Here is a 22,160-nt window from a genome sequence, read left to right on the forward strand (position 1 = left end):
TTGGCTCCGCGACCTGGACTCGAACCAGGGACCCAATGATTAACAGTCATTTGCTCTACCGACTGAGCTATCGCGGAACTGAACTTCGGTACAACTTACTTCACTGCTACTCCGAAGGCTGTGTTCGCTTCGGGCTCTTTAGCTTCGCTGCTTTCGCTTTGTCGCTGCTGAGGCCGGCTATTCTACATTCTTCGTTTTGCTTGTCAACCCCTTTTTTTCATTCAACTTACTGATTTGTAAGTTGTTTTGCGGTCACCGGTGTTGCTGGTGATTCGCTTAGTGGCTGACAACGCGGCGTATATTAGGGGCACTTCTTTTTCCTGGCAAGCGTTTTTTTCAAAAATTTCAGCAAGTTATGAAAAAAGGTCGGGAAGAGCCGATTTTGCTGGGCCGCACCGGCCCTATCGCGGGGCAGGTGGTGCAGGCGTGGGAGCGGGCTTGCCCCGCGATGCTGTCGACCCAAGCACAAAAAAAAGCCCCGCTTTCGCGGGGCTCTGCATTTCAACAGTGATCAGGCAAAGACGATTTCGTCGCCTTCCACCTTTGCCGTGATCGCCGCACCAGGCAGGAACTGCCCACCAAGGATCAACTGCGCCAGCGGGTTTTCGATCCAGCGCTGGATCGCACGCTTGAGCGGCCGTGCGCCATACACCGGGTCGTAACCCACGGCGATCAGCTTGTCCAAGGCCTCGGGGCTGAGGCTCAGGCTCAGCTCGCGCTCCAGCAGGCGGCTGCGCAGGCGGCCCAGCTGGATCTCGGTGATACCGGCGATCTGCTCGCGGCCCAGTGGCTCGAACACCACCACTTCGTCGATACGGTTGATGAACTCGGGCCGGAAGTGCGCGCCCACCGCATCCATTACCGCCGCACGCTGCGCCTCGCGGTCGCCCACCAGTTCCTGGATCTGCGCCGAGCCCAGGTTGGAGGTCATCACGATCACCGTGTTACGGAAGTCCACGGTGCGGCCGTGGCTGTCGGTCAGGCGGCCGTCTTCAAGTACCTGCAGCAGCACGTTGAACACATCCGGGTGGGCTTTCTCCACCTCGTCCAGCAGCACCACCGAGTACGGCTTGCGGCGCACGGCCTCGGTCAGGTAACCGCCCTCTTCATAACCCACATACCCTGGTGGGGCACCGATCAGCCGCGCCACGGAGTGTTTCTCCATGAACTCGGACATGTCGATGCGCACCATGGCCTCTTCGGTGTCGAACAGGAACTCGGCCAGGGCCTTGCACAGCTCGGTCTTGCCCACGCCGGTCGGGCCGAGGAACAGGAACGAGCCGCTGGGGCGGTTCGGGTCGGACAGCCCGGCACGGGAGCGGCGCACGGCGTTGGCCACGGCAGTCACCGCCTCGTCCTGGCCGATCACCCGCTCATGCAGCAGGCTTTCCATCTTCAACAGCTTCTCGCGCTCACCTTCGAGCATCTTGGCCACCGGGATGCCGGTCCACTTGGAGACCACTTCGGCGATTTCTTCCTCGGTCACCTTGTTGCGCAGCAGCTGGTTGTCGCTCTTGCCGTGCTGGTCGACCATCTGCAGGCTGCGCTCCAGGTCCGGGATGACCCCGTACTGCAGCTCGGCCATGCGGCTGAGGTCGCCTTTGCGGCGGGCGGCTTCGAGCTCCTGGCGGGACTGCTCGATCTTCTGCTGGATCTGCGCCGAACCCTGCACCTCGGCTTTCTCGGAAGCCCAGATTTCTTCGAGGTCGGAGTACTCGCGCTCCAGCCGCTCGATTTCTTCGGTCAGTTTTTCCAGGCGTTTCTTCGCCGCTTCGTCCTCTTCTTTCTTCAGCGCCTGGGATTCCACCTTCAGCTGGATCAGACGGCGGTCGAGGCGGTCGAGCACCTCCGGCTTGGAGTCGATCTCCATGCGGATGCGGCTGGCGGCTTCGTCGATCAGGTCGATGGCCTTGTCCGGCAGCTGACGGTCGGTGATGTAGCGGTGGCTGAGCTTGGCCGCGGCGATGATCGCGCCGTCGGTGATGGCCACCTTGTGGTGCACTTCATAGCGTTCTTTAAGGCCGCGCAGGATGGCGATGGTGTCTTCCTCGCTCGGCTCTTCGACCAGCACCTTCTGGAAGCGGCGCTCGAGGGCAGCGTCCTTCTCGATGAACTGGCGGTACTCGTTGAGCGTGGTGGCACCTACGCAGTGCAGCTCGCCACGGGCCAGGGCCGGCTTGAGCATGTTGCCGGCGTCCATGGCGCCCTCGCCCTTGCCGGCGCCGACCATGGTGTGCAGTTCGTCGATGAACAGGATGATCTGGCCTTCTTGCTTGGACAGCTCGTTGAGCAGGCCTTTGAGGCGCTCTTCGAACTCGCCGCGGTACTTGGCGCCAGCGATCAGCGCGCCCATGTCCAGCGCCAGCAGGCGCTTGCCTTTGAGGCCATCGGGCACTTCACCGTTGATGATGCGCTGGGCCAGGCCTTCGGCGATGGCGGTCTTGCCCACGCCGGGTTCGCCGATCAGCACCGGGTTGTTCTTGGTGCGGCGCTGCAGCACCTGCACGGTGCGGCGGATTTCGTCGTCACGGCCGATCACCGGGTCGAGCTTGCCTTCCTCGGCACGCTTGGTGAGGTCGACGGTGTACTTGTCCAGGGCCTGGCGCGACTCTTCGGCGTTGGCGTCATTTACCGCCGCGCCGCCGCGCAGGTTGTTGATGGCGTTTTCCAGGGCCTTCTTGGTCACGCCCTGGCCGAGCAGCAACTTGCCGACCTTGCTGTTCTCGTCCATGGCGGCGAGCAGCACCAGTTCGCTGGAGATGAACTGGTCACCTTTCTGCTGGGCCAGGCGGTCGGCCTGGTTGAGCAGGCGCGCCAGGTCCTGGGACATGTTCACGTCGCCGGTGGGGTTCTGGATTTTCGGAAGCTGGTCGAGCTCCTTGGTCAACGCCTTCTTCAGGCTGTTGATGTCGAAGCCCACCTGCATCAGCAGCGGCTTGATCGAGCCGCCCTGCTGGTCGACAAGCGCCTGCAACAGGTGCAGGGGCTCGATGGCCGGGTGGTCCATGCCCACGGCCAGGGATTGGGAATCGGATAACGCGAGTTGCAGCTTGCTGGTCAGTCGGTCTATTCGCATGGGGATACCTTCCTATAAAGGGCAGGCGGAGCGATGGACAGCACCTGTATGAAGAACCTGCCTGAGATGACCAATAGATAGGGGTGATTCTGGAAGATTCAAGCGTAGCGGGATTGACGGAGGTCAGCAGGGAGGGTGGTGGGATTGAGATTGCCGGGGGCTGCTGCGCAGCCCAATCGCCGGCAAGCCGGCTCCCACAGGGGCAGCACAAACCTTGACATGTGGGAGCTGGCTTGCCAGCGATTGGGCCGCGAAGCGGCCCCAGGATTAGCGAGGGCTGAGCCACACCAACGAAGCAAAACGCCCACCCTGCGGGGTGCGGCGATAGGAGAAGAAGCGTTGATCGCTGACGGTGCAGAAACCATCGCCGTAAACAGCCGTCACACCGCGTGCGGCCAGGCGGATCCGCGCCAGCGCATAGATGTCGGCCATCAGCTTGCCCGGCCGTTCACCGTCTACAAAGGCTGCAGCTGCCTCGGGATGCACGGCCGTGAACGCATCACGCACTTCCAGGCCCACTTCGAATGCCTGCGGGCCAATGGCAGGGCCCAGCCACACCAGCACCTCTTCAGGCGGCACGGCCAGGCGGTCCAGGGTAGCTTCCAGCACACCACCGGCCAGCCCGCGCCAGCCAGCATGGGCGGCGGCCACACGGGTGCCGGCACGGTCGCAGAACAGCGCGGGCAAGCAATCGGCGGTCATCACGGTGCAGGCAATGCCGGGCTGGTCGGTCCAGCTGGCATCGGCCTCGGCAACCACCGCCGGGTTGGCGTCAGCCACCACCAGCCCATGCACCTGCTTGAGCCAGGCGGGCTGGATGGCGAATTCATCACTGAGGCGACGACGGTTCTCGGCAACGGCCAGCGGGTCATCGCCCACATGGTCGCCAAGATTGAAGGTGGCATAGGGCGGCAGGCTGACGCCGCCCTCGCGGGTGGTGACACAGGCGCGTACCGAGGCCGGGGCCGGCCAGTCGGGGAAGATCAGCGACTGCGTCAGGCCACTCATCCGATGAAGCTCTCGCGGTCCTGTTCGAGCAGCGACAGCAGCCACTTGAAGTCGTCCGGCAGCTCCGACTTCCACTCCATGCGCTCACCGGTGGTCGGGTGATCCAGGGCCAGGAAGCGTGCGTGCAGGGCCTGGCGCGGGAAGTTCTTCACCGCCTCGACCATGGTCACGCTGGCGGCCGGTGGAATGCGGAAACGTACGCCGTACGTCTGGTCGCCGACCAACGGATAGCCGACATGGGCCATGTGCACACGGATCTGGTGGGTGCGGCCGGTTTCCAGCTTGACCCGCACATGGGTGTGCGAACGGAAGCGCTTGAGTACCCGGTAGTGGCTGACCGCCGGCTTGCCGCCGTCGGTGACCGCCATGCGCTGGCGCAGGCCGCCGTGACGGCCGATCGGCGCGTCGATCTTGCCACCGGCAATCACCACGCCCACCACGATGCATTCATAGATGCGGCTGACGCTGCGGCTCTGCAGCTGCTCGACCAGCTTGGTCTGTGCCTGCAGGGTCTTGGCCACCACCATCAGGCCGGTGGTGTCCTTGTCCAGACGATGCACGATACCCGCGCGCGGCACATTGATGATGTCCGGCACATGGTGCAGCAGGGCATTGAGCAAGGTGCCATCGGCATGGCCGGCCGCCGGGTGGACCACCAGCCCGGCAGGCTTGTTGATCACCAGGATCTGGTCGTCTTCGTAGACGATGTCCAGCTCGATATCCTGGGCCACCCATTCACCCTGGGCTTCCTGTTCGGCCTCGAGGGCCAGGATGTCGCCACTGTGAACGGTGTCGCGCGGCCGCAGTACCGCGTCATTGACGGTCAGGCGGCCGTCCTTGATCCACGAAGTCAGGCGCGAACGCGAGTACTCGGCGAACAGTTGGGCGGCGACCTGGTCGAGGCGTTGGCCGCCCAGTTCGGACGGGACCTCTGCGCTAAGTTGAATGATCTCGGACATGCTCAATTCGGCGGGCGTACAGCCTTTGGTTTCGGCTGCGTGCTTGTGGTTAAATACGGCTTCTTTTGCCCCGGGGTTTGGCCGGGGGCGCTCATCATAACAGGACGGCACCGCCCAAGACAGCGGCCGTCAAAGGGACGCAAGCCGCCATGCAAGTGAAACACCTGCTGCTGATCGCCATCCTCGGGCTCACCGCTGCCTGTTCCTCGAACAAGGAAGTCATTGACGAGAACCTCAGCGAGGCCGAGCTGTACCAGCAGGCCCAGGCTGATCTGGACAACTCCAGCTACACCAGCGCCGTGAACAAGCTCAAGGCCCTGGAGTCGCGCTACCCGTTCGGCCGCTACGCCGACCAGGCCCAGCTCGAGCTGATCTACGCCAACTACAAGAACTCCGAGCCCGAGGCCGCCAAGTCCGCCGCCGAGCGCTTCATCCGCCTGCACCCGCAGCACCCGAACGTCGACTACGCCTATTACCTCAAAGGCCTGACCTCTTTCGACCAGGACCGTGGCCTGCTGGCGCGCTTCCTGCCGCTGGACATGACCAAGCGTGACCCAGGCGCCGCCCGCGACTCGTACAACGAGTTCGCCCAGCTGACCAGCCGCTTCCCCAACAGCCGTTACTCGCCAGACGCCAAGCAGCGCATGATCTACCTGCGCAACCTGCTGGCCAGCTACGAAATCCACGTGGCCAACTACTACCTGAGCCGCGAAGCCTATGTGGCCGCCGCCAACCGTGGCCGCTACGTGGTCGAGAACTTCCAGGAAACCCCATCGGTCGGCGACGGCCTGGCGGTGATGGTCGAGTCGTACCAGCGCATGCACCTGGACGAACTGGCCGCTACCAGCCTGGAAACTCTCAAGCTCAACTACCCGAACCACCCGAGCCTGGTCGATGGCCAGTTCGTCGCCACCCAGGATGAAAACGGCAACCGTTCCTGGCTGTCCAAGGCCACTCTGGGCCTGATCGAAACCGAGACACCGCTGCCGCCGGGCGAGACCCGCGCCAACCAGGACGTGGTGCGCCAGTTCCAGGATGCCCGTTCCGAGATGCCGGAAGACCTGCTGCCCAAGGACGAGAACGGCGACCCGATCCTGCCGGAAGGCCCGAAAGAAGCCGAGAAAGACCGCTCGTGGTTCAGCTACATGACCTTCGGCATGTTCGACTGACCCTGCGCGTGACAAAGAAGGGAGGCCCAAGGCCTCCCTTTTTTATTGGCCGCATCCTAGACTGTCGCCTTCTTCTCTCGACAAGCTGGACACCATGGTTCGCCTACTTTTCTGGATCGCCCTTATCGCTGCCGCGTTCTGGCTGTGGCGCAAGTTCAAGACCAGCCAGCAATCCCCCGCCGAGCCGCGCCTCGACGACCCGCTGAGGATGGTGCGCTGCGCCCACTGCGGCGTGCACCTGCCCAATGACCGTGCCCTGCAGTTGGGCAAGGACTGGTATTGCAGCCAGCAGCATCTGGAGCAGGGGCCAGGGCGCCAGGGCTAAGCCCGGTACTGCGTTTGCCCCATCGCCGGCAAGCCGGCTCCCACAGGGCGTGCGTATCCTGTGGGGGCGGCGGTTCGCCCCTGCGATTTACCCGCGAACACCGGCAGAGCCGGTGCCATCCACCGCGCCGCCTGCTTCGCGGGTAAACCCGCTCCCACAGGCTGAATCGCATCCGGCAACCTCAGCCCAGGCGACCCGCCGGCGCATACGGCGCCGGGTCGATGATCGGCGCGCGTCCCAGCAGCAAATCAGTGAACAACTGGCATGACGCCGGCGCCAGCACCAGGCCGTTGCGGTAATGCCCGCAGTTCAGCCACAACCCCTGATGCCCCGGCACCTGGCCGATGAAGGGAATGCCTTCCGGCGAGCCCGGGCGCAACCCGGCCCAGTGGCCGACCACCGTGGCCTCGGCCAGGGCCGGCAGCAACTCGATGGCCGAGGCCTTGAGGCTGGCCAGCGCTTCGGCGGTGGGGGTCTTGTCGTAGCCTTCGTGCTCCAGGGTACTGCCCACCAGGATGTGCCCGTCGCGGCGCGGGATCGCGTAGCGCCCCTTGGCCAGGACCATGCTAGGCAAGAAATCTTCGGCGCACTTGAACAGGATCATCTGGCCCTTGACCGGCTCCACCGGTAGTTCCAGGCCCAGGGTCTGCAACAGATCGCCGCTCCAGGCACCGGCACTGAGCACCACATCATCGGCGGCCAGCACGCCGTCGTTGGTCTGTACACCGACGATGCGCCCGCCTTCCTGGGCGAAGCCGGTGACTTGGCAATGCTCGCGCAAGGTAACGTTGGGCAGCGCCAGCAGCGCGGCCTTGAGCGACTTGACCAGGCGCGGGTTGCGCACATTGGCCACACCGGCCATGTAGATCGCGTGGCGGTAGCCCGGGCCCAGAACCGGCACGGCGTCGTAGGCCGCCGAGATATCCACCGCACTCAGCGGGCGCTGTTCGCGCGCAGCCCATGCCAGGGCCTCGGCTTCATCGTCCAGATCCAGCCAGTACAGGCCGGTAGTGTGCACCTCGGGGTCGACGCCGGTGCTGTCGAACAGGCGCTCGCCCAGCTGTGGATAAAAATCCTGCGACCAGTGCGCCAGCGCGGTCACCGCCTTGCTGTAGCGCCACGGGTACAGTGGCGAGACGATACCGCCCCCCGCCCACGACGACTCGCGACCGACTTCGCCCTGGTCGCACAGCACCACCCGGTCGACCTCGGCCGCCAGGTTGAACGCCGTCAGCAGGCCGATGACGCCACCGCCCACAATCACTACTTGCTTGCTCATCGTTCGATCCAACACCTGAAGTAATTCCACGGTGCCGAGGCACCTTCTGATCTTCAGCTTCCCCAGCAAAGCTCGGCATCGTCGCCAGCACCTGGGTTGCTGCGCACGCCTGCCTGGTCGAGCTGGAAGTCGCCACAGCGATCGTGCGCCATCAACCCGCCGGGCAGGCGAATGGCCAACAGCGTGAAACTGTCTGTTTCACGGCGAGTCTGCAGGCGGTAGTAGCGGTTACCCATGGGCAATGGCGTCACCAGCTGTTCGTTGTCGGCATAGCCGCCGACGCGGGTGTGGTGGCGCGCAAGGCGCAGCGCCGCATCCTGCAGCAGGCCGGCCACCTCGCTGCGCGCGGCACGCTGTAGCTGTTCGCTGTAACTGGGGTAGGCAATGGCTGCCAGCATGCCGATCAGCGCCACGACAATCAACAACTCGATAAGGCTCAGACCACGCTGCATGTCAGTCGTCCTCCAGGCGTTGGCGCCAGCTGATGCGTCGCATCACGGCCGCGCCATCCAGCGCATACATTGCTTCAAGGGCCCGACGGCCGTGCACCTGATGGCTGACGGCCGTTACCCGGAACAGCGTCACCTGCTCGCCTGCCGGCATGCCGGCAGCCTTGGTGCTTTCGCCAAGGTTCTGCAGCAGGACGTAGCCGCTGTCGGTGGCTTGCCAGGGCGGAACAGGATCGTCGCCCGGAAGGCCGGGGGGCAGGCACGCCGAGCACTCCTCGGGCAAGTGAGTCGACAACAACGCTGCGCCCTCGACCAGGCTGGCCTCCGCCTGCTCAAAAGCGTGCGCACCCGCCAGTTGCTCGCTCATCAGTTGCTGCTGCACCAGTGCTTCACGTAGCCCCTGGGCCGCCAGCAATCCCAGCAGCAGGCTCAGGCTCAACGCCAACAGCAGGACGACGCCGCGCTGGCGCTTCATGCGTCACCCTGCGGATTGCGCACGGCCACGCTTATCTGGTGCTGTTGCTCAAGCTGGTGCTGGCGGTCGTACAGGATGAGGCGGATATCCACACGCTGGCCCACCCTGGACAGCTCCAGCGCCCGCACATTGTCGATCAGCCTGGCGTTCTGGGATTTGGTGAGGAGCAACAGGCTTCCATCGCGCAATTGGTAGACCAGCCGGCGCACCGGCAAGGCGAACAGATCGCCCGCCGGCACATGCTGGCCGCCCATCACGTGCGCCCAACTGCTGCAATCGCCGAGCACTGTCCAATCCGATGGGCCAGGCAGGCCGGATAGCGCGGCACCGACCAGAGTGATATTGCCAGGGGTGATCTGGATCGGGTTGGCAAAGGCCTGAGCAGCGTCGGACACGCGAAAGTCCTCGGGCTCAAGGCGCAAGCAGCCGAACATGCCGGCCATGCGGATATCCTCGGCCATGCGCTGCAGGACCAGCCGGGCGTCATCCTGCATCCGCGCGGTCGCGCCTTGCAGGCGCCAGGCCTGATAGGCCGAACCGAACACTTGGCTTGCCGCTGCCAGCAGCATCAGCCCGAGCGCCAGCGCCAACATCGTCTCAATCAGGCCGACGCCTGTTTGCCGGCGCGTCATGGCTGCACCCTGCCCTGCAAGCCAAGCACCTGCCGCTCAGCGCCCACTGACCAGTGCACCTCCAGCATCAGCCGGCCAGCACTGTGGCTGACCCTGCCCTCAGCCGAAGCCCCCAGCACGGCAGGTACCTGTACCTGCCAGGCCGCCTGGTCGGCAGCCGATAGCGCACCCACCGCTCTCACCCGCTCCAGCATGCCCTGCAACAACTGCAGCGCCTGGCCCTCACGCCGGGCGTTGTCGCTGGCCTGCAAACCACGCACCTGCAGCGCCGCTGCCATGTACACGCCCAGCGCCAGCACCGCCATGGCCACCAGCACCTCCAACAACGTCATGCCACCTTCCCTGGCCCACATTGCTCCCCCTCCTGGGATCTTTCCCCGCCCACTACCTGAAGTGGCCGACTGGCGCTCCTGCCAGGCGACCGCGAAGCTTCAGCGAAGCACTTGTTGGGAGGAATGCACGGTGAAGCAACAGGGCGTAACACTGATACAAATGATGTGCGCGCTGGCCGTGGCCGGCCTTCTGACGCACCTGGGGGTATCGGCCTACAGCAAGGTCAGCGAAGAGCTTTATCAGTCTGCGACTGCGCGGGAGCTGGCGCAGGCGCTGCGTGACGCGCGCAACCAGGCGCTGCTGCGCCAACAGGCAGTGCTGGTACTGCCAGTGGAGGGAGACTGGGGCAAGGGCTGGCGCCTGTCGCTGCAGCGCGACGGCCAGTTGCTGCGCGAACATCGCCTGGGCAGGTCAATCTGGATTGTCGCCAGCGATTCAAGGGAAATGAGGTTCAGCGGGCGCGGCGCGCCATTGGGGTCTGGCTTCGGTGGTGTCACCCTGCATATCTGCCAGCGCAACACCGGGGCCAGCCTGTATCAGGTGGTGCTGAGCCCCAGTGGAAGAGTACGCCTGCTCAACGACGAAAAACGCCGCTGCGCAAGCGACTGATCAGATCAGCGAGCGAACCCGCAGCTCTTTGGGCATGGAGAAGGTGATGTTCTCCTCACGGCCATCGAGCTCTTCGGCGCCGGTGGCGCCCCAGGCCTTGAGCTGTTCGATCACGCCACGCACCAACACTTCGGGGGCCGAAGCACCGGCGGTGATGCCGATCCGCCCGACACCGTCGAACCAGCTGCGCTGCAGGTCCTCGGCACCGTCGATCAGGTAGGCCGGGGTGCTCATGCGCTCGGCCAGCTCACGCAGGCGGTTGGAGTTGGAGCTGTTGGGACTGCCGACCACCAGTACCACGTCGCACTCGTCGGCCAGTTGCTTGACGGCGTCCTGGCGGTTCTGGGTGGCGTAGCAGATGTCGTCCTTGCGCGGCCCGCCGATGCTCGGGAAGCGTGCGCGCAGGGCGTCGATGACCCGGCTGGTGTCATCCATCGACAGGGTGGTCTGGGTGACGAAGGCCAGGTGCTCGGGGTTGCGCACCTGCAGCGCGGCGACGTCCTTCTCGTCCTCGACGAGGTAGATGGCGCCGCCATTGCTGGCATCGTATTGCCCCATGGTGCCTTCGACTTCCGGGTGCCCGGCGTGGCCGATCAGGATGCACTCACGGCCGTCGCGGCTGTACTTGGCCACCTCGATATGCACCTTGGTCACCAGCGGGCAGGTGGCATCGAAGACTTTCAGGCCACGGCCGGCTGCCTCCTGGCGCACCGCTTGCGATACACCGTGGGCACTGAAGATGACGATGACGTCGTCCGGCACCTGGTCCAGCTCTTCGACGAACACCGCGCCACGGCTGCGCAAGTCTTCGACGACGAACTTGTTGTGCACCACTTCGTGACGCACGTAGATCGGCGGGCCGAAGACTTCCAGGGCGCGGTTGACGATCTCGATCGCCCGGTCGACCCCCGCGCAGAAGCCGCGCGGGTTGGCGAGTTTGATTTGCATGCTCGGCTCCAGGCTCACAGGGCCTTCACGTCGAGGATCTGCACCTCGAAGTTGAGGGTCTTGCCAGCCAGTGGATGGTTGAAGTCGATGGTCACCTGGTTGTCGTCGAACGCTTTGACCACACCCGGCAGCTCGGTGTTGGCGGCATCGTTGAAGATCACCAGCAGCCCGTCGGACAGCTCCATGCCTTCGAACTGCGAGCGCGGCATCACCTGCACGTTCTGCGGGTTGTGCTGGCCGAAGGCGTTCTCTGGGGCGATGCTCAGCTTGCGCTGGTCACCGGCCTTGAAACCGAACAGGGCGCTTTCGAAGCCTGGCAGCAGGTTGCCATCGCCGACCTTGAAGGTGGCCGGGGCCTTGTCGAAGGTGCTGTCGACGGTGTCGCCGTTTTCCAGGTGCAGGGCGAAGTGCAGGGTCACTTCGGTGTTCTGGCCAATACGTGTCTCAGTCATGGACAGGCTCCTCGGACTTCTTGCTCTTGAACATATCCAGCGCCAGCATCACCGCACCCACGGTGATGGCGCTGTCGGCCACGTTGAAGGCCGGGAAGTAATGGGTGTTGCGCCAGTGCACCAGGATGAAGTCGACCACATGGCCAAGCACCACGCGGTCGTACAGGTTGCCCAGCGCACCGCCCAGCACCAGGGCCAGGGCCACGGCAAGCCAGGTCTCGTTGCGCCCCAGGCGCTTGAGCCAGACCACCAGCACGGCACTGACCACCACGGCGATCAGGGCGAACAACCAGCGCTGCCAGCCGGAGCTGTCGGCGAGGAAGCTGAAGGCCGCGCCGGTGTTGTAGGCCAGGGTCCAGCTGAAGTAGTCGGGGATGACCACGATCTGCTGGTACAGGCTCAATGCCCCTTCGAAGTAGACCTTGGTGGCCTGGTCGACGACCAGTACCACCAGGCTCAGCCAGAGCCAGGCAAGGCGCCCGAAGCGCCCAGCTGCATTAGGCATAGTGGCGCACCTCACCTTCACCGCTCAGGTTGTCGACGCAACGGCCGCAGATTTCCGGGTGCTCCGGGTGGCTGCCGACGTCGGCGCGGAAGTGCCAGCAACGGCCGCACTTGGCGTGGCCGGACTTGACGATCTTCAGCTTGAGGCCTTCGACTTCGGTTGTCACGGCATCGGCCGGGGCCTGGACGAACGGCACCACGCTGGCGGCGGAGGTGATCAGCACGAAGCGCAGCTCGTCGCCGAGCTTGTTCAGGTCGGCGGTCAGGCCCTCTTCGGCGAACAGAGTGACTTCGGCCTGCAGGTTGCCGCCGATGACCTTGGCGCTGCGCTGGTTCTCCAGCTCCTTGTTGACGGCTGCCTTGACGGCCATCACGCGGTCCCAGTAGGCGCGGTCCAGCTCGGCGTCGGCCGGCAGTTCGCTCAGGCCCTGGTACCAGCCGTTGAGCATCACCGACTCGTTGCGCTCGCCTGGCAGGTACTGCCAGATTTCGTCGGCGGTGAAGGCCAGGATCGGCGCGATCCAGCGCACCAGCGCCTCGCTGATGTGGTACAGCGCGGTCTGGCAGGAACGGCGGGCGACACTGTTGGCGCCGGTGGTGTACTGGCGGTCCTTGATGATGTCGAGGTAGAAGCCGCCCAGCTCCTGCACGCAGAAGTTGTGGATCTTCGAGTAGACGTTCCAGAAGCGGTATTCGCCGTAGTGCTCTTCCAGCTCGCGTTGCAGCAGCAGGGTACGGTCCACCGCCCAGCGGTCCAGCGCCAGCATGTCTTCGGCCGGCAGCAGGTCGCGGGCCGGGTCGAAGCCGGACAGGTTGGAAAGCAGGAAGCGCGCGGTGTTGCGGATACGGCGGTAGGCGTCGGCGCTGCGCTGCAGGATCTGCTCGGAAACCGCCATCTCACCGGAGTAGTCGGTGGCCGAGACCCACAGGCGCAGGATGTCGGCACCCAGGGTGTTGTTGACCTTTTCCGGCTCGATGGTGTTGCCCAGCGACTTGGACATCTTGCGGCCGCTCTCGTCCACGGTGAAGCCGTGGGTCAGCAGCTCGCGGTACGGCGCGTGGTTGTCGATGGCGCAGCCGGTCAGCAACGAGGAGTGGAACCAGCCGCGGTGCTGGTCGGAACCTTCCAGGTACAGGTCGGCGCGCGGGCCGGTGGCGTGGCCGATGTCGTGCGAGCCACGCAGCACATGCCAGTGGGTGGTGCCGGAGTCGAACCAGACGTCGAGAGTGTCGGCGATCTTGTCGTACTGGCCGGCTTCGTCACCGAGCAGTTCGGCGGCGTCCATCTTGAACCAGGCTTCGATGCCTTCTTTCTCGACGCGCTTGGCCACTTCTTCCATCAGCTCGACGGTGCGCGGGTGCAGCTCGCCGGTCTGCTTGTCAAGGAAGAACGGGATCGGCACGCCCCAGTTGCGCTGACGCGAGATGCACCAGTCCGGGCGGTTGGCGATCATCGAGTGCAGGCGCGCCTGGCCCCAGGCTGGGACGAACTTGGTGTCTTCGATGGCCTTGAGCGCGCGTTCACGCAGCGGCTCGCCAGTGGAGGGCTGCTTGTCCATGCCGACGAACCACTGCGCGGTGGCGCGGTAGATCAGCGGGGTCTTGTGGCGCCAGCAGTGCATGTAGCTGTGGCTGATGGTCTCGGTGTGCATCAGCGCACCGACTTCGCTCAGCTTGTCGACGATGGCCGGGTTGGCCTTCCAGATGAACTGGCCGCCGAAGAACGGCAGCGATTCGACGTACACGCCGTTGCTCTGCACCGGGGTGAGGATGTCGTCATTGACCATGCCGTAGCGCTTGCAGGTGACGAAGTCGTCTTCACCGTAGGCAGGCGCCGAGTGCACCACGCCGGTACCGGCGCCCAGTTCGACGTAGTCGGCCAGGTAGATCGGCGACAGGCGGTCGTAGAACGGGTGGCGGAAGTTGATCAGTTCCAGCGCCGAACCCTGGGCAGTGGCGATGACCGAACCTTCGAGGTTGTAGCGCTTGAGGCACGACTCGACCAGCTCTTCGGCCAGCACCAGCAGGCGCTCGCCGGTATCGACCAGGGCGTACTTGAACTCCGGGTGGATGTTCAACGCCTGGTTGGCCGGGATGGTCCACGGGGTGGTGGTCCAGATCACGATGGCAGCCGGCTTGGCCAGCGAAGCCAGGCCGAAGGCGGCGGCCAGCTTGGCGTCGTCTGCGACCGGGAAGGCCACGTCGATGGTCTGGGATTTCTTGTCGGCGTATTCGACTTCGGCTTCGGCCAGTGCCGATGCGCAATCGAAGCACCAGTTCACGGGCTTGAGGCCCTTGAACACGAAGCCTTGCTTGACCATCTCGGCCAGGGCGCGGATTTCACCGGCCTCGTTGGCGAAGTTCATGGTCTTGTAGGGGTTGTCCCAGTCACCCAGCACGCCCAGGCGGATGAACTCGGTCTTCTGCCCTTCGATCTGCTCGGCGGCGTATTCGCGGCACAGCTCGCGGGTGCGGTCGGCAGTCAGGTGCTTGCCGTGGGTGACCTCGACCTTGTGCTCGATCGGCAGGCCGTGGCAGTCCCAGCCCGGCACGTAGGGCGCGTCGAAGCCCGACAGGGTTTTCGAGCGGACGATCATGTCCTTGAGAATCTTGTTCAGCGCATGACCGATATGGATCTTGCCGTTGGCATAGGGCGGGCCGTCGTGCAGGACGAACTTCGGACGATCCTTGCCAATTTCGCGCAGCTTCTGGTACAGGCCAATGCTGTCCCAGCGCTGCAGAATCTGCGGTTCGCGCTGAGGCAGGCCGGCCTTCATCGGGAAGGCGGTGTCCGGAAGGTTTAGCGTGGCTTTGTAGTCGGTCATTTCAGGCTCTTCGTTAGCGGTTGAGCGTGCCAGTGGGCACGTGCGGCGGCGATGTCCGCGTCGATCGCCGACTTCAGCGCCTCCAGGGAGGCGAAACGCTGCTCTTCACGCAGCTTGTGGTGGAACTCCACCGTCAGACGCCGGCCGTAGAGGTCACCGGCGTAGTCCAGAAGATGAATCTCCAGGTGGGGACGCCCATCACCGGCGACGGTGGGGCGTACTCCGATATTGCCGACACCCGGCCACTGCTTGCCGTCGATCTCGATGCTGGCCAGGTAGACCCCGGACAGCGGCACGCGGCGGCGCTTGAGCTGGATGTTGGCGGTGGGCGTGCCGAGCTGACGGGCCAGTTTCTGGCCGTGCAGCACGCGCCCGGTAATGCGGTAAGGGCGGCCCAGCAGGTGCGCGGCCAGTTCGAAGTTGCCTTCGCTGAGGGCCTTGCGCACTTCGGTGCTGCTGACCCGCAGGCAGTCCTGGATCACGGTGTTGGCGGCTTCGACGGTAAAGCCGTAGCGCGCGCCTGCACCGACCAGGAAATCGAAATCGCCGGCGCGGTCGCAGCCGAAGCGGAAGTCGTCACCCACTTCGAGGTGGCGCACACCCAGGCCATCGACCAGGATCGCCTTGACGAACTCATCGGCGCTGAGCTTGCTCAGGCGCTGGTTGAAGGCCAGGCACAACACCCGGTCGATACCTTCGGCGGCCAGCAGCTCGACCTTGTCGCGCAGGCGCGCCAGGCGAGCCGGAGCGGTGTCGGGGGCGAAGTATTCGCGCGGCTGCGGCTCGAAGATCACCACGCAGGTGGGCATGCCGAGTGCCTGGCCACGCTCGCGCAGGCGCGCGAGGATCGCCTGGTGACCCCGGTGGACCCCGTCGAAGTTGCCAATGGTGGCGACACAGCCCCGGTGCTCGGGGCGCAGGTTGTGAAGACCTCGAACCAGCTGCATAACGCGCTTCTTGCTCATAAAGTGGCCGATTATAACCACACCCGGGCGCTGACGACAGGCAGCAGCGCCACCCGGGTGTGTGGAATGTGAAAAACCGACGCCTGACCCTTTTGCGCCTCAGTGCAGCGCTTTGCGGGCGAAATGCCGCGGGCGGAAACCGCACAGGTACAGGCAACCGAAGTAAGTGACCACACCCGCCGCGATCAGGCCGCCCAGGCGCAGGAAGCGCGCCAGCATATCGCCCTGCGCCCAGGCCGGCAGGTAGTGCATGCCCAACAGCAGCACGCCCGACATCAACCCTACCGCCAACACCAGCTTGAGCAGGAACAGCACCCAGCCTGGCTGCGGCGTGTACAGCCGTTGGCTGCGCAGCTTCCAGTACAGCAAGCCGGCATTCAGGCAGGCCCCCAGGCTGATCGCCAGGGCCAGCCCGGCATGGGCCAGCGGGCCGACCAGCGCCAGGTTGAGCAGTTGGGTGCAGACCAGGGTGAACACCGCGATCTTCACCGGCGTGCGGATATTCTGCTGCGCATAGAAGCCGGGTGCCAGCACCTTGACCAGGATGATCGCCAGCAGGCCCACCGAATAGGCGATCAGGGCACGTTGGGTCATGGCCGCGTCGAAGGCGGTGAACTTGCCGTACTGGAACAGCGCCACGGTCAGCGGTTCGGCAAGAATCGCCAGGGCCAGGGTGCACGGCAACACCAGCAGGAAGCACAGGCGCAGGCCCCAATCGAGAATCCGCGAGTACTCTTCACGGTCCTTGTTGGCGTAGGTCTTGGCCAGGGTCGGCAACAGGATGGTGCCCAGGGCCACGCCCAGCACCCCCGAAGGCAGCTCCATCAGCCGGTCGGCGTAATACATCCACGACACCGAACCGGCCACCAGGAAGGAGGCGAAAATGGTGTTGATGATCAGCGAGATCTGGCTCACCGATACCCCGAGGATGGCCGGCAGCATCTGCTTGAGCACCCGCCACACGCCGGCGTCGCGCAGGTTCAGGCGCGGCAGCACGAGCATGCCGATCTTCTTCAGCGCGGGCAGCTGGTACAACAGTTGCGCCAGGCCGCCGGCCAGCACGCCCCAGCCCAGGGCCATGATGGGCGGGTCGAAGTAGGGTGTGAGCAGAACGGCGAAGGCGATCATCGCCACGTTGAGCAGGGTCGGGGTGAAGGCCGGAACGCTGAAACGGTTCCAGGTATTGAGGATGGCGCCTGCCAGCGAAGACAGCGAGATCAGCAATATATAAGGAAAGGTCACCCGCAGCAGCGAAGTGGTCAGTTCGTACTTCTCGGCATTGTCGACGAACCCCGGCGCCGTGGCCCAGACCACCCAGGGCGCGGCAAGAATGCCGACGACGGTCACCAGTGCCAGGACCAGGGTAAGCAGGCCGCTGACATAGGCAATGAAGGTTCGGGTGGCCTCCTCGCCCTGCTGGGTCTTGTACTCGGCCAGGATCGGCACGAAGGCTTGCGAAAACGCGCCCTCGGCAAAGATCCGCCGCAGCAGGTTGGGCAGCTTGAAGGCGATGAAGAAGGCGTCGGTGGCTACGCCAGCGCCGAAAATCCGCGCCAGGATGGTGTCGCGCACGAAGCCGAGCACCCGGGAAATCATGGTGATGGAGCTGACCGCAGCCAGGGATTTGAGCAGGTTCATCGAAAAGATTCACGCCAGAGGACGGAGGACGCTGCCAGTTGGCATCCGAATGTGCGATACTCCCGCGCCTTCGCAGGGGAGCCAAAAATTCCCGAGTTTACAGGTCGCGTAGCAGAAAGGAATCTTTCCTGCCTGTTGACCCACCACTCGGCGGAACCTTGCAGGTGGCCTTGACATCCGTTCGACTCGTCGGCATGATTCGCGGCCTATTTTGTTTGCTATTTACCTAAAGTCTTTCGAGGAGCTCGACGGTGGCCAACACACCTTCCGCCAAGAAACGTGCAAAACAGGCTGAGAAGCGTCGCAGCCACAACGCCAGCCTGCGTTCCATGGTTCGCACCTACATCAAGAATGTAGTCAAAGCCATTGACGCAAAAGACGCTGAAAAAGCGCAAGCCGCTTACGTTCTGGCTGTGCCTGTAATCGACCGTATGGCCGACAAGGGCATCATCCACAAGAACAAGGCTGCTCGCCACAAAGGCCGTCTGAATGGCCACATCAAGGCACTGAAAGAAGCTGCAGCTGCCTAAGCGACGTTCTTGTCGAAAAAACCGACCCTAGGGTCGGTTTTTTTATGCCTGAGATTTGGTGCGTCATGCTGGCAGATCAATTGTCCTGTGGGAGCGGCTTCAGCCGCGAAGCAAGCAACGCGGTGGATGGCACCCGCTGCGCGGGTGTTCGCGGCTAAAGCCGCTCCTACAGGGACAGGGCCGCATGGCGGCCCTGCCCTTCATCACTTGCCGATCTGCAGCTTCGGCGCCCACTGCAGCCAGGCATCTTCCGGCTTGTCGAACAGGGCGAAGGTCTGCTGCGGCCGCGCCGGGTTGCCCATCTGCTCACCATCCGGCGTGGCAAAGGCAATACCACCGTCGATCAAGGTTTCCAGCGACTCGGTACGCACCGTGGCGCCTTTGAACAGACCCCAGTCGAAACCGAACCCGCTGCTGTTCCAGAAGCGACTGCCTCCGCGCACCAGGCCGGCATAACGCGGCTCGATCAGGATGTGGATAAGTACCCGGTCGGCAGTCTGGCCCAGCTCGAAGCCGACCACCTTGCCCACCGCGACTTCACGGTAGGTGACCGGCACCCCGGGCTTGATCGAGCCGCGCCGCGGCGCGCTCAGGGTCAGTGGCAGGCCGACTTCCTCGCCCTTAAGCTCCGGCGCATCGGCCAAGGCGATGAAGTCACGCTGCGGCCCCTTGTCCTTGAGCGCCGGCAACACTTCCAGGTACTGCCCTCCCACCAAGGTATCGAGGTTCTCGGTGCGCACCAGGCCCAGGGCCGGCTTGACCACCCAGAACTGTGTCCCCACCCGTGCAATGCGATCTGCGGCCTGGGTAATACGTGCCCTGAGCACTACGCCCTGCAAGTCGCTGGTCAGATCCACGCTCTCGACACTGCCCACGTCCAGCCCGCGGAAGCGGATTGAGGTACCTGGCTTCAGCCCATCAGCACGCTCCACGCGAATGGTCACCAGGGTGCCGGCACGGTTGGCGGCCTCCTGGCTCTCATGCAGACGGAAACGCGGGATACGCCGCTTGAGCGGTACATCGGGTTTTGGCGTATCGAAAGATATACCCCCGGCCATGAGGGTCTGCAGCGACTCACTCTTGACCTGGATCCCTGAGAGGCCGCCGGTCAGGGTGATGCCACTGGCATTCCAGAAGCGGGTGGAGCCGTTGACCAGGTTGGCATACTCCTTCTCGATGTGAACACCGATCAGGATGCGCTTGCTGTTGCGGGCGAACTGATAGCTCTGCACGCTGCCCACGCGCACCTGGCGGTACATGACCGGGCTGCCAACTTCCAGCGAGCCGAGGGTTTCGGCGAACAACACCATGTGCAAACCTGGCGCCTTGAGATCAAGCGGCGGTGCCTTGGGCCGTGCCTCGAACTCACGCAACGGCTTGGCGCCGGGCTCACCCGGGCGAACAGCGATGTAGTTACCCTTTACCAGCGCCTCCAGGCCAGTGATACCGGCGAGCGAGATGGAAGGTTTGACCACCCAGAACTGGGTCCCTTCGACCAGGTAATCCTCTGCCAGTGGGTCCAGGGTCAGTTCCGCCATGGCGCTGGACAGGTCACCTTCGATCTTCAGGTCCTTGAGCGAGCCTACCTGGATACCCTTGTACAGCACCGGGGTACGGCCCTTCTGCAGCCCCTCGAAATCACTCAGCTTGACCTTCACCCGGATACCCGCCTGGGCGGCATCGAAATCCTCGTACAGCCGGAACGGCAGGCTTGGATCAGTGGGCGGGCTGTCCTGGCGATTTTCTGGCGTGGCAAAGGCGATACCGCCGGCGACGATGCTGGAAAGCGATTCGGTGCGTACCTTCACGCCGGACAGATCGGCATCGATGCTGACACCGCTGGCGTTCCAGAAACGCGTGTGCTTGCGTACCAGGCTGGCGTAGGCGGGCGCGATGAAAACCTTGATCTCCACAGTGCCCTGATCCTCGGACAGGCGATAGCTTTTCACCCGACCCACCTGAATCTGCTTGTAGAACACCGGGCTGTCACGGTTGAGCGAACCCAGGCGCTCGGCCTTGAGGGTCAGGTGCAAACCGGGCTCGGCATCGGACAACGGCGGGGCTTCCTTGAGCGCGGTGAAGCGCTTGGTCGGCTCACCCTGCCCTGGTTCCACGGCGATGTAATTACCTGAGACAAGCGTTTCAAGCCCGGAGATACCTGCCAGGCTGACGCTGGGCTTTACCAGCCAGAAGCGCGTGCCTTTGGTCAAATGCGGCCCGGCCGCCTTGTTCATTTCTATGGTGGCGACCACGCCCCGATTGTCACCCTTGTTATCCAGCTCCAGGCCCGTCACCTTACCGACCGACATGCCCTTGAAAATGACCTCGGTCTTGTTGGCGACTATGCCTTCGCCGGTTTCGAAGCGCACCTGGATTTCGATACCGGCGTCACGGTAGGCCTGCCAGGCCAGCCAGCCACCGATGGCCAGCGCGATCAGCGGCAGGATCCAGATGGCCGACCAGTTCGAAGCAGGGCGGGTTTTAGCCGTAGGCAAGTCACTCATGGTCGTCATCCGACTCCGTGTTGTCCCAGATCAGTCGGGGATCGAAAGTTAAGGCTGCGAGCATCGTCAGAATCACCACACTGGCGAAGGCGACAGCGCCCAGGTTGGCTTCGACACTGGCAATGCGGCCAAAATTCACCACCGCCACCAGGATGGCAATGACAAAGATATCCAGCATGGACCAGCGCCCGATGAACTCGATGAAGCGGTACATGAGGATGCGCTGGCGCGCCGACAGTGGCTGGTGGCGCTGCACCGAGTACAGCAGCAGGGCAATGCCCACCAGCTTGAAGGTGGGCACCAGGATACTGGCGATGAATACCACGGCGGCGATCGGCAACATGCCGTGCTTGAGCAGGGTAATGACCCCCGACATGATGGTGTCGGGGCTGCCCTGCCCGAGCGCACTGACTGTCATGATCGGCATCACGTTGGCAGGGATATAGAGCACCATCGCAGTGATCAGCAGCGCCCAGGTACGCACGATGCTGTTAGGGCGTCGCTCATGGACAATGGCCCCGCAGCGGGTGCACGTCTGCGACGTGGTATCTGCCTCGCGGCGGTTGAGCTCATGGCATTCACCGCAGACCAGAATGCCTGCATCAATCGCCCGCATGGACATCCTCCCCGGACAAGGCCACCCAGATCTGGTGCGGCGACATCACTACTTCCAGCCACACCTGCACCAGCAACAGGCTGATGAAGCAGAACAGGCCGAGACCGATACTCAGTTCAGCCAGGTCGACCAGTTTGACGATGGCAACCAGCACACCCATGAAGTACACCTCGAGCATGCCCCACTCGCGCAAGTGGTGATAAATACGATAGATCAGCAAACCGTAACTGCGACCGAGGTCAAAACGGATGCTCAGCAGCACCAGCAACTGGCACAGCAACTTGAGCAACGGGATGGCCATGCTGCACAGGAACACCACCACGGCGACGCCGCGCATGCCGGTGTTGTACAAGCCGAGCACGCCGCTCCAGACGGTATCGTCCGAGGTTTGGCCAAGCAGGTGCAGCTGCATGATCGGCAAGAAGTTGGCAGGCACATAGAGCAGCAAGGCGGTAAGGACCAGTGCCAGGCTGCGAGGAACGACATTATGCCGATGGGCATAAAGCTCGTAGCCACAGCGCGGGCAATGGGCCTTCTCGTCGTTTTGCAGCGTCGTTTTGCGCATCAGCAGGTCGCACTCGTGGCAGGCAACGAGTTCGTCCAAGGGTAACTGTGCGAGCGCTTGCGTATCGACAGGGTTGGGCATAGGAGGGTTCTGAATGGATGCGTCGGCTCTATTCTAGTGTTCTGACTCGAATTGTGGGAGACGACTATTGTGAGGGACTGTATGCCAGCACCTGAAGGGGTGGCGCTGCTCACTGCCCAGGAGCACTGATTTCGTCCTGGCAGAAAAGACAAAACCCCTACCTGCATGCGCAGATAGGGGTTTTGCGAAATGAATCTTGACGATGACCTACTCTCACA

The 22,160-nt window shown here is 63.7% G+C and carries 21 protein-coding genes and 1 tRNA gene; 4 read left to right on the plus strand and 18 right to left on the minus strand.

The window, feature by feature from the left end:
- Window position 1: 1 nt before the first annotated feature.
- The 4 genes from F6X61_RS20320 to rluD all read right to left on the minus strand — a co-directional run bounded on the left by F6X61_RS20320 (window position 2) and on the right by rluD (window position 5,043).
- A tRNA-Asn gene (locus tag F6X61_RS20320) sits at window positions 2-77 on the minus strand.
- A 434-nt stretch (window positions 78-511) separates the two neighbouring features.
- Window positions 512-3,076, minus strand: coding sequence for an ATP-dependent chaperone ClpB (clpB, locus tag F6X61_RS20325; RefSeq protein ID WP_153788155.1), 2,565 nt, complete (start codon window positions 3,074-3,076; stop codon window positions 512-514).
- A gap of 267 nt (window positions 3,077-3,343) precedes the next feature.
- The gene (pgeF, locus tag F6X61_RS20330; protein ID WP_153788157.1) at window positions 3,344-4,084 is read right to left on the minus strand and encodes a peptidoglycan editing factor PgeF; all 741 of its coding nucleotides are present in this window, start codon (window positions 4,082-4,084) and stop codon (window positions 3,344-3,346) included.
- On the minus strand, window positions 4,081-5,043 hold the full coding sequence (gene rluD, locus F6X61_RS20335) for a 23S rRNA pseudouridine(1911/1915/1917) synthase RluD (protein WP_125462591.1): 963 nt from the start codon (window positions 5,041-5,043) through the stop codon (window positions 4,081-4,083). The genes pgeF and rluD overlap by 4 nt, the downstream gene beginning before the upstream one ends.
- Window positions 5,044-5,192: 149 nt before the next feature.
- Between rluD and F6X61_RS20340 the strand changes: the two genes are divergently transcribed.
- On the plus strand, window positions 5,193-6,212 hold the full coding sequence (locus F6X61_RS20340) for an outer membrane protein assembly factor BamD (protein ID WP_153788159.1): 1,020 nt from the start codon (window positions 5,193-5,195) through the stop codon (window positions 6,210-6,212).
- Window positions 6,213-6,306: 94 nt separating this feature from the next.
- Entirely contained in the window at window positions 6,307-6,537 is a 231-nt protein-coding gene (locus tag F6X61_RS20345; RefSeq protein ID WP_153788160.1) for a PP0621 family protein, read from the plus strand.
- 181 nt (window positions 6,538-6,718) lie between these two features.
- On the opposite strand, the gene thiO is transcribed toward F6X61_RS20345, so the two are convergent.
- From thiO to F6X61_RS27415, 5 genes are read right to left on the minus strand one after another with little or no spacing between them, the layout of a single operon-like run.
- Window positions 6,719-7,816: a glycine oxidase ThiO gene (thiO, locus tag F6X61_RS20350; RefSeq protein ID WP_153788161.1), complete on the minus strand. Its 1,098-nt coding sequence runs from the start codon at window positions 7,814-7,816 to the stop codon at window positions 6,719-6,721.
- A 53-nt stretch (window positions 7,817-7,869) separates the two neighbouring features.
- A complete protein-coding gene (locus F6X61_RS20355) occupies window positions 7,870-8,268 on the minus strand; it encodes a type IV pilin protein (protein ID WP_153788163.1) in 399 nt (132 codons plus the stop codon).
- A gap of 1 nt (window position 8,269) precedes the next feature.
- Entirely contained in the window at window positions 8,270-8,740 is a 471-nt protein-coding gene (locus F6X61_RS20360) for a hypothetical protein (RefSeq protein WP_153788165.1), read from the minus strand.
- The gene (locus F6X61_RS20365; protein WP_153788166.1) at window positions 8,737-9,372 is read right to left on the minus strand and encodes a PilW family protein; all 636 of its coding nucleotides are present in this window, start codon (window positions 9,370-9,372) and stop codon (window positions 8,737-8,739) included. Before F6X61_RS20365 ends, F6X61_RS20360 begins: the two co-directional genes overlap by 4 nt.
- Window positions 9,369-9,725, minus strand: coding sequence for a prepilin-type N-terminal cleavage/methylation domain-containing protein (locus F6X61_RS27415; RefSeq protein ID WP_153788168.1), 357 nt, complete (start codon window positions 9,723-9,725; stop codon window positions 9,369-9,371). Before F6X61_RS27415 ends, F6X61_RS20365 begins: the two co-directional genes overlap by 4 nt.
- A gap of 109 nt (window positions 9,726-9,834) precedes the next feature.
- Between F6X61_RS27415 and F6X61_RS20375 the strand changes: the two genes are divergently transcribed.
- Window positions 9,835-10,314 carry a GspH/FimT family protein gene (locus F6X61_RS20375; RefSeq protein ID WP_153788170.1) on the plus strand — a complete coding sequence of 160 codons (480 nt, stop codon included), beginning with the start codon at window positions 9,835-9,837 and terminating at the stop codon, window positions 10,312-10,314.
- Here F6X61_RS20375 and ispH read toward each other — a convergent pair whose 3' ends face one another.
- From ispH to murJ, 6 genes are all read right to left on the minus strand, one after another.
- On the minus strand, window positions 10,315-11,262 hold the full coding sequence (gene ispH, locus F6X61_RS20380) for a 4-hydroxy-3-methylbut-2-enyl diphosphate reductase (protein ID WP_153788172.1): 948 nt from the start codon (window positions 11,260-11,262) through the stop codon (window positions 10,315-10,317). It abuts the gene before it with no gap.
- A gap of 14 nt (window positions 11,263-11,276) precedes the next feature.
- Entirely contained in the window at window positions 11,277-11,714 is a 438-nt protein-coding gene (locus F6X61_RS20385; protein ID WP_110991776.1) for a peptidylprolyl isomerase, read from the minus strand.
- On the minus strand, window positions 11,707-12,219 hold the full coding sequence (gene lspA, locus F6X61_RS20390; protein WP_110991777.1) for a signal peptidase II: 513 nt from the start codon (window positions 12,217-12,219) through the stop codon (window positions 11,707-11,709). Before lspA ends, F6X61_RS20385 begins: the two co-directional genes overlap by 8 nt.
- The gene (gene ileS, locus F6X61_RS20395) at window positions 12,212-15,043 is read right to left on the minus strand and encodes an isoleucine--tRNA ligase (RefSeq protein WP_153788173.1); all 2,832 of its coding nucleotides are present in this window, start codon (window positions 15,041-15,043) and stop codon (window positions 12,212-12,214) included. Before ileS ends, lspA begins: the two co-directional genes overlap by 8 nt.
- Complete coding sequence (gene ribF, locus F6X61_RS20400) at window positions 15,040-15,990, minus strand: bifunctional riboflavin kinase/FAD synthetase (protein WP_153788175.1); 951 nt, start codon at window positions 15,988-15,990, stop codon at window positions 15,040-15,042. The genes ileS and ribF overlap by 4 nt, the downstream gene beginning before the upstream one ends.
- A 117-nt stretch (window positions 15,991-16,107) precedes the next feature.
- Complete coding sequence (gene murJ, locus F6X61_RS20405) at window positions 16,108-17,646, minus strand: murein biosynthesis integral membrane protein MurJ (protein WP_153788177.1); 1,539 nt, start codon at window positions 17,644-17,646, stop codon at window positions 16,108-16,110.
- 251 nt (window positions 17,647-17,897) lie between these two features.
- On the opposite strand from murJ, the gene rpsT reads away from it, so the two are divergent.
- Window positions 17,898-18,176, plus strand: a complete 279-nt coding sequence (rpsT, locus tag F6X61_RS20410; protein WP_003247625.1) for a 30S ribosomal protein S20 — start codon at window positions 17,898-17,900, stop codon at window positions 18,174-18,176.
- A gap of 203 nt (window positions 18,177-18,379) precedes the next feature.
- Here the strand turns inward: rpsT and F6X61_RS20415 are convergent, their stop codons facing one another.
- Genes F6X61_RS20415 through F6X61_RS20425 form a run of 3 tightly spaced genes read right to left on the minus strand, consistent with a single transcriptional unit; the run spans window position 18,380 to window position 21,942 of the window.
- Complete coding sequence (locus F6X61_RS20415) at window positions 18,380-20,680, minus strand: PqiB family protein (RefSeq protein WP_153788178.1); 2,301 nt, start codon at window positions 20,678-20,680, stop codon at window positions 18,380-18,382.
- Window positions 20,673-21,296, minus strand: a complete 624-nt coding sequence (locus F6X61_RS20420; RefSeq protein ID WP_153788180.1) for a paraquat-inducible protein A — start codon at window positions 21,294-21,296, stop codon at window positions 20,673-20,675. The genes F6X61_RS20415 and F6X61_RS20420 overlap by 8 nt, the downstream gene beginning before the upstream one ends.
- Window positions 21,283-21,942, minus strand: coding sequence for a paraquat-inducible protein A (locus F6X61_RS20425; RefSeq protein WP_153788182.1), 660 nt, complete (start codon window positions 21,940-21,942; stop codon window positions 21,283-21,285). Before F6X61_RS20425 ends, F6X61_RS20420 begins: the two co-directional genes overlap by 14 nt.
- Between the last annotated feature and the right edge of the window lie 218 nt (window positions 21,943-22,160).

The sequence above is a fragment of the Pseudomonas sp. EMN2 genome, assembly GCF_009650555.1.
Classification (GTDB): Bacteria; Pseudomonadota; Gammaproteobacteria; order Pseudomonadales; family Pseudomonadaceae; genus Aquipseudomonas; species Aquipseudomonas sichuanensis.